This is a genomic window from Psittacicella hinzii (genome assembly GCF_003585885.1).
Lineage (GTDB): Bacteria > Pseudomonadota > Gammaproteobacteria > Enterobacterales > Psittacicellaceae > Psittacicella.
The window spans coordinates 42,589-49,801 of sequence record NZ_NRHC01000030.1 but is presented as its reverse complement, the minus strand read 5'-3'; the positions used below and the strand labels follow the sequence as shown (position 1 = coordinate 49,801).

7 protein-coding genes are annotated in these 7,213 nt (G+C 34.9%); all 7 read right to left on the bottom strand.

Annotated elements, in window-relative coordinates:
* Positions 1–96: 96 nt before the first annotated feature.
* From smpB to CKF54_RS02725, 7 genes are read right to left on the bottom strand one after another with little or no spacing between them, the layout of a single operon-like run.
* The gene (smpB, locus tag CKF54_RS02755) at positions 97–573 is read right to left on the bottom strand and encodes an SsrA-binding protein SmpB (RefSeq protein WP_119524755.1); all 477 of its coding nucleotides are present in this window, start codon (positions 571–573) and stop codon (positions 97–99) included.
* A complete protein-coding gene (gene nth / locus CKF54_RS02750; protein WP_119524754.1) occupies positions 563–1,210 on the bottom strand; it encodes an endonuclease III in 648 nt (215 codons plus the stop codon). The genes smpB and nth overlap by 11 nt, the downstream gene beginning before the upstream one ends.
* A complete protein-coding gene (tyrS, locus tag CKF54_RS02745; RefSeq protein WP_119524753.1) occupies positions 1,210–2,442 on the bottom strand; it encodes a tyrosine--tRNA ligase in 1,233 nt (410 codons plus the stop codon). Before tyrS ends, nth begins: the two co-directional genes overlap by 1 nt.
* Positions 2,443–2,472: 30 nt before the next feature.
* Positions 2,473–3,003, bottom strand: coding sequence for a menaquinone-dependent protoporphyrinogen IX dehydrogenase (hemG, locus tag CKF54_RS02740; protein ID WP_119524752.1), 531 nt, complete (start codon positions 3,001–3,003; stop codon positions 2,473–2,475).
* Positions 3,004–3,042: 39 nt separating this feature from the next.
* On the bottom strand, positions 3,043–4,359 hold the full coding sequence (locus tag CKF54_RS02735; protein ID WP_119524751.1) for a M24 family metallopeptidase: 1,317 nt from the start codon (positions 4,357–4,359) through the stop codon (positions 3,043–3,045).
* 41 nt (positions 4,360–4,400) lie between these two features.
* The gene (locus CKF54_RS02730) at positions 4,401–5,573 is read right to left on the bottom strand and encodes a TIGR01620 family protein (RefSeq protein ID WP_119524750.1); all 1,173 of its coding nucleotides are present in this window, start codon (positions 5,571–5,573) and stop codon (positions 4,401–4,403) included.
* A gap of 1 nt (position 5,574) precedes the next feature.
* Positions 5,575–6,999 carry a YcjX family protein gene (locus CKF54_RS02725; RefSeq protein WP_119524749.1) on the bottom strand — a complete coding sequence of 475 codons (1,425 nt, stop codon included), beginning with the start codon at positions 6,997–6,999 and terminating at the stop codon, positions 5,575–5,577.
* Positions 7,000–7,213: the final 214 nt, after the last annotated feature.

Genomic DNA, 7,213 nt, shown 5'->3' with positions numbered 1-7,213 from the left:
AAAATTTCGGGAGAATAGGTAATATTAAAAATTTAGGATGCAAAACTTAACTAATAAATAAGAGCCTAAGTCTTAATTGACTCAGGCTCTTATTTATTAACGTAAATTCGTATTTTTCATAATACGTTGCTTTTGGATTTGCCATTCTCTGTCTTTAACTGTTTCGCGCTTATCGTGGAGTTTTTTACCACGTGCTAAACCTAGTTTAGCTTTAACATAAGAGCGTTGCCAGTAAAGTTCTAAACATACGAGAGTGTAACCTGCGCGATTTACTTTACCAAAGAGATTATCAATTTCTTTGCGATGTAAAAGGAGCTTACGCGTACGCGTAGGGTCGTTTAGAACATGGCTAGAAGCTTGATTTAAAGGCTGGATAGTTGCTCCAAATAAATAAGCTTCACCATTTTTAAAAGTTACATAAGAATCGGCAATATTAACTTTACCTTGGCGGAGAGATTTAACTTCCCAACCTTGTAAAGATAGTCCAGCTTCAACAGTTTCTTCAATAAAGTACTCAAAACGAGCGCGTTTATTTTGAGCAATTGAAGCGGATCCGGGTTTTTTATTTGCCATAGAGATACTTATCTTTTTCTTTAAATTCACAAAGATCTGCTACAGGGCAAACTTGGCACTTTGGCTTACGTGCTTGGCAAGTATACCTACCATGCAAGATTAACCAATGATGTACGTTGTACAAGTATTCTTTTGGCACTACCTTAAGTAATTTTGCTTCAACTTCATCAACATTTTTACCTGGAGCAAAATTCATACGGTTAGATACTCGAAAAATATGAGTATCTACCGCAACAGTAGGGTGCCCAAAGGCTGTATTACGTACCACGTTTGCAGTTTTATGTCCAACCCCTGGAAGAGACTCTAGAATAGCTTGATCATCAGGAACCTCACCATGATATTTAGTGGCTAGGATCTCGCTAGTCTTAATAACATTTTTAGCTTTATTGCGAAAAAAGTTTAAAGTTTTTATATACTCTCTTACTTTTTCTTCACCAAGCTCCCACATAGCTTGTGGGGTATTAGCTACAGCAAAAAGAGGAGCGGTAGCCTTATTAACTGAAGCATCTGTAGCTTGAGCAGAGAGAAGAACCGCAATTAGCAATTCAAAGTTATTGGAAAAGTTTAATTCCGTGGTTGGATTAGGATTTTGCTCAGCAAATCTTCGTAGAATTTCGGTTCGTTTTTCTTTATTCACTATTTGCTTAGGGTAATACGTTTAAATTTACGTTTACCTACTTGGTAAACTGCAGTAGTACCAGCAACTACACGTTGTTTCTTGTCAGTTACTTTAACGCCATCTACAGACACACCATTACCTTCAATGTTACGGTAAGCTTCTGAAGTTGAAGCAACCATACCAGCATCTTTAAGTAGGTTTGCTAATGGGTAATCTTCTTCACCAGCAGGTAAAGTAATAGTTAATTCCTCTAAGTCTGTAGGTAATTGACCTTTAGCAAAGCGGTTAGTAAATTCATCTTTAGCAGCTAAAGCTTGCTCTTGGCTATGGAAACGCGCAGTAATTTCTAAAGCTAATTCAACTTTAGCATCACGTGGATTCATACCGTTAGCTACTTTTTCTTTTAAAGCTGCAATTTCTTCTAAAGATTTAAATGATAGTAATGTGTACCAATCCCACATTAAATCATCAGAAATCGCCATTACTTTACCGTACATTTCATTAGGCTCATCAGTAACCCCGATGTAGTTACCTAAAGATTTAGACATTTTTTTCTCACCGTCTAAACCTACAAGTAAAGGTAAAGTAATACAAACTTGTTGTGGTTGGTTGTAAGCTTTTTGTAATTCACGACCCATTAAAAGGTTGAAAGTTTGGTCAGTACCACCTAACTCAATGTCTGCTTTCATAGCAACAGAATCGTAACCTTGGAATAATGGGTATAAGAATTCGTGAATAGCAATAGGTTGGTTATTGCTGTAACGTTTACTAAAGTCATCACGTTCAAGCATACGAGCTACCGTTGATTGTGAAGCTAAACGTAAAACGCCGTCAGTACCTAATGCACCTAACCAATCAGAGTTAAACTTGATCGTAGTTTTATTAGGATCTAAGATTTTAAAAATTTGTTCTTGGTAAGTTTTTGCGTTAGATAAAACTTGTTCACGAGTTAATGGAGGACGTGTTGCAGAACGACCAGAAGGATCACCAACTGTTGCAGTGTAGTCACCGATTAAGAAGTGTACATGGTGACCAAAGTTTTGTAAAGTACGTAATTTATTTAAAACAACTGTGTGACCTAAGTGAATATCTGGAGCTGTTGGGTCTGCACCTAATTTTACAATTAGAGGACGTTTTTCTAATAATTTTTTAATTAAATCTTGTTCTGAATAGATAGCTTCAGTTCCACGACGAATTTCTTCAAGCTGTTGTTGTAATTCAGGTGGTAAACTTAAAATATCAGTAGACATAATATAGTTCCTATAAATTTATAGTCGAAATTAAAAATTATCTTTGATTTTCTTAGCAAAGGCAGTAACATCCTGCCAATCAGTATAAACTTTATTAGTTTTTGGATCAGTATCACCCTTAGTTAGGAGCATAATAAAACGAATAATATTACGATCCCAAAAACTTAAAATACTATAGTTAAGCGCCCCTGCAAAAACGGCAGCTTCTTTAGGTTGCCAAGGAGATTTTTGCAAGAATTTTTGCATATAAAGGTTATTTTCTATACTACGCTTATTTTCTTTTCTTGCGGTTAAACAAACGCCAAAGAAGTAACTTGGAATCTCTTGTAGCTTTTGCAGATGTTTAGCAATAAAACTATAGAGTTCTTTCGGAAAATAACCGTAATGAATAGAAGCCCCAATTACTATAGCATGGTATGGGCTTAAGTCAAGTTGAGAATTATAAGCTTGGTTTAGGCTTAGATGATCAATTTCAACTTGTCCTAATTGTTGACCAATAAACTCATTAATTTTATGAGTATGACCTTCTCTTGAACCAGAGATTAATAGAATTCTTTTCATAAAGTGGATAAAGTAGCGACTAGGTCGCTACTTCTTTTTTTACATGTTGTCAAGATCACCAGTAAAGTTAACTAGTTGCTCTTCTTGAAGCATTACATTGTCTTCAACACGGATACCACCGTAAGGTTTTAAGCTAGCAATTAGTTCATTGTTTAAGAAAGAGCTAGTAGCACTATCTTCACTTAATTTATTAAGTAATTGATCAATGAAGTATAGTCCAGGCTCAACAGTCCAAACATTACCAACAGTTAAAGTATGAGTTGCACGTAAACCAGGAACTTGTGGAGTTTTTACACGACCACGTACGTCATGAGTGTTAATCCCTAAAGAGTGACCAAAACCATGTGGAACAAAGTGTTGTGGGATTTTTAACTCAAAAGCTTGCTCAATACTTACGCCTTTAATAATTTCTGCGTCTAAAAGTAATTCTGTTGTTTTATTTAACATTACTTCTTGTAAAGAAGCAGTTGAAATACCTGGACGAATGTTAGCAATAATTTCGTCTTTGATATTTACCACGCCAAGAATTAGATCAGAGAATAATTGGTTATCATCAAGACTATAAGTACGAGAGATATCAGCTTGGTAACCTTTGTATACCGCACCAGCGTCAATTAAAAAAGAGCGACGCTCTTTTGGAGCAACAAAATCTAGCTTATTGTAGTGAAGAATTGCTGCGTTTTCGTTAAATGCTAAAATGCTTGAGTAACCTTGAGCGTCATAAGGCATTTCTGCATTTTGCAGGTAAACACCTAATAATTGATTTTCTGAAAGGTTAGTTGAAGTAACAGCTGCTTTAATTGCACGATGAGCTTTAATAGCTAAGTATTGTGCTTGACAAAGCATTTCGTATTCATACTCAGTTTTACATAGACGTAAATCTTGTAAATCTAACACTAACTCTTCTTCGTTAATGTCTTGAGCATTAAAGCCAAGCTGTAAGTATTTTTGAGTATTAGGACCAATAACTACTGACGAGCTAGCTTCTGATTTAACTTTTGCTTCTAAGTCTTGTTCAAAGTCATAGAAGTCTACAACTTGGATTAAACCTGTGTTAGCAAAGAATGAAAAATCAATTGTTGTTGGTACATTCCAGAAACCATTGTCGATAAAGTTATATAAAGTAACTTCACCGTCTTTAGCAATACGAATGTAAGAACCTACTGCATTAGGTTCGTTAATTAAATGTACAGCATATGGATTTGCACGGAAAGCGATTTCTTGATCATCATCAAAATAAATTGAATGATCACCGTAATGTAACCAAGCCGCTGTTTTGTTATTTTTAGTTAAATAATCTGTATAGTAGTCAACTAAGCGCTTAAAGTGCTTAGTGTAGAGTTCTGTTAGCGACATATATCTATCCTTATAATTTATCTACCTTATTATACCTTAAGTTAGGTATTAGGTTCGTTTTTACTTTTTATTGTATTTACAACTTGTTGAGCTATAGATTTACTTAAGCCGGTTAAACTTGGACGGTGCTTTTTACTAAACGGTAAAGGACGACTAAATTCTAAACATTTAATCCCAAAACGAGCACTTAAAAAGCCCAGACTAATTCCTTGAGCGGTTTTAGTAGAAAGTTTAGCCAGAAGATTCGAAGAAATAAATGAACTTAAATCAAGATATTGATCTAAACTTTCAGTAATGCCGGCAACAAAAAGATTTAGTAAGAGGTGTTTAAACATTTTGAAGCGAGCATAGTAACCTAATTTAATGCCGTAGATTTTAGTAATCTCGGTCATTAAATTTAAATTGCGCCAAGTTATAAAGAAAAGATCGAGTAGCACAAAATGTGAAAAAGCAATAACTAAAGCATCAGTTGAAGCTCGTTTGTGAATTAGCTTAATCACTTCTTGATCAAAAGGCTCAAGTACGTAAAAAGAGAATAATTGTAGTACTTGCCCCGGAGACATATAGTTGTTTACTGCATTTTGCCAATGACTAATTGCTGGATGGTTCGGATTAATTTGCATTAGTTGAATTTGTGCTTGGCACCAGTCAATTGCTTCTTGGGCATTGCTAAAGAAAACTTTTCCGTGGTGATGAGTTAAAGAAGCTGAGCCATTTGTTGCTTCCTCCACTTGAGCATAAGAGCTTAGAACAATCTCCGCTTGCTTTTGTTTTTCAGCATGCTCTTGTAAGGCTTTAATGCTTTTGTACTCACGGCGTAGGAGGTAGATAATACCTCCAAACAGGAGAAGTAAACCAGACTGTACAGTTAACGAGGTTAAATGACTAATTAAGCTGGTAAAACTAAAGTCAGTTAGGTTAAAGAGTAAATAGACAATTGAACCTAATTGATAAAGAGTATTTAGCCCTAAAGCAAAGATAAATAAACTAAAGATTGTTAGAACTGCTTTAAAGAAAAAACCTGGAGTTAGATTAAAGCTTTTATCAGTTTGATAACTTAGTAAAGGAGTGGTTACCTCTTCTTGGTAAGCGCTTTCTTTACTTTCTTTAGCGCTATTAAGCTCTTGCTCACTAAAGTTAAATTCCTGTTTTGGGATAAAATCTTGTTCTTTAGTTTTTAAATCTTGGGGATCAAAAGTTTGTTTTTCTTGCATATTATTTAAACTTATCTCCTAATAAAATTTCAAAAACTCTATCCATTCCGAGAGAGGAAATCTTGCCTTGTGGAGAAATCGGTAAAGGAGCAAATTCTTCAAAAGCAAAGGTATGATTTTGCCAGAAGCTAGCTTCAGGTAAGTAAGGAGGTACTGAACCAGGGTAAATATACTTAAGTTCGTTATTCTCTTTACTTTTACCTTGTAATACTTTATAAACCTTGCCATCTTTTTCCACTTCAAGTTGCTGAGTAGCTCTAATAGAGGCTACAGGAACAAAATCGGTGGTAATGTTTTGATAAGAAGCTTGACGGTTATTATTTTGAGTAAGTTGTTTTAAAAGACTAGTTAAATTAGCCACTTGATCACTGGTAACGTGATCTGTTTTACTTGCAGCAAATACCAGTTTATCTATTTGTGGAGAAAATAGTCTGTTCCATAAGTTACGCGAACCATATTGGAAGTTCTGGAAAATTTGCTCAAGCGCTAGCTGGGTTTCATTGAAAGCTTGAGCTGAATGGTTTAAAGGAGTTAAACAATCAATTAAGATGATTTGACGATCAAAGCGCTCAAAGTGTTCTTTGTAAAAGTCTTTTACAAAAGTTTGTACATAAGTTTGATAGCGCTTTTGTAGAACCGCAATTGCTGATTCTGGATTATTGCGAGCAAATTTATTTAATTCTTGCCATTGTTCAGCTGTGTAGTTAACTAAAGGAAAGAATTGTAAAATAGGAGCATTTTGATAACTCCCAGGCAGAACAAAACGTCCAGGCTGGATGTACTCTAGACCTTGGGCTTTGCAAGCATGTAGAAAGTTTGTAAACTCTTTAGTAATCTGACGAATTTGTTCTTCGTCAGCCTTGGCTTTGGGATCAAAGTTCGCAAGAGCTTGTAGCCAGTCTTGAGCTAAAGTTTTACGTTGCTCACTTGCTACGAAGTAAGAGCTTGATGACCAAGCGTCATAACTTAGATTAAGTAAAGGTAAATCTAATAACCATTCTCCTGGGTAGTCAACAATATCAACGTAGAGGGTTTCTATATCTTTAAAGTTTATATCTTTAACACGATCCCATAAACTACGAGGCAATTGATATTTTATTGCTAGACGAATGGTACTAATATCAGTAGTTGCTTTTGGCCAAACTGGTGTTTGTCCTTTAAGGGAGTTAATATTTTCTAAATAAGGGAACGTAGGAACGGTTAGATCTTTTTGTGGGACAATTGCCACTCCTTTAATCCAGCCTTTAGCGGCTGGAGTAAAAAATGGTAATTGACTTTTATCACCGTCAAGAGTTAGAAGTTGATTGATAAAACTAGTTATAAAAGCAGTTTTACCACTACGACTAAGTCCAGTTACGGCAATACGTAACTGTTGGTCAAAAACTTGTTCGTACTTGTCTTGTAAATGATGAAATAAACTAGCCATGGGCATTTTTAGTTTGTTGAGTGAGAAAATAAACTTAGTAATTAAGTTACTAACTGAATGCAAATTGTAGTTAGAAATTCGGTAATTTACGCTTACCGCGCTCTTATCTATATAATACGGATTTAAAACGTAAATATCTACTTAAAAGTAGTTAATTTACTCATTTATTATTGATAAAAGTTAACAACTTTGCCATTTCTTGATTATTTTGTTA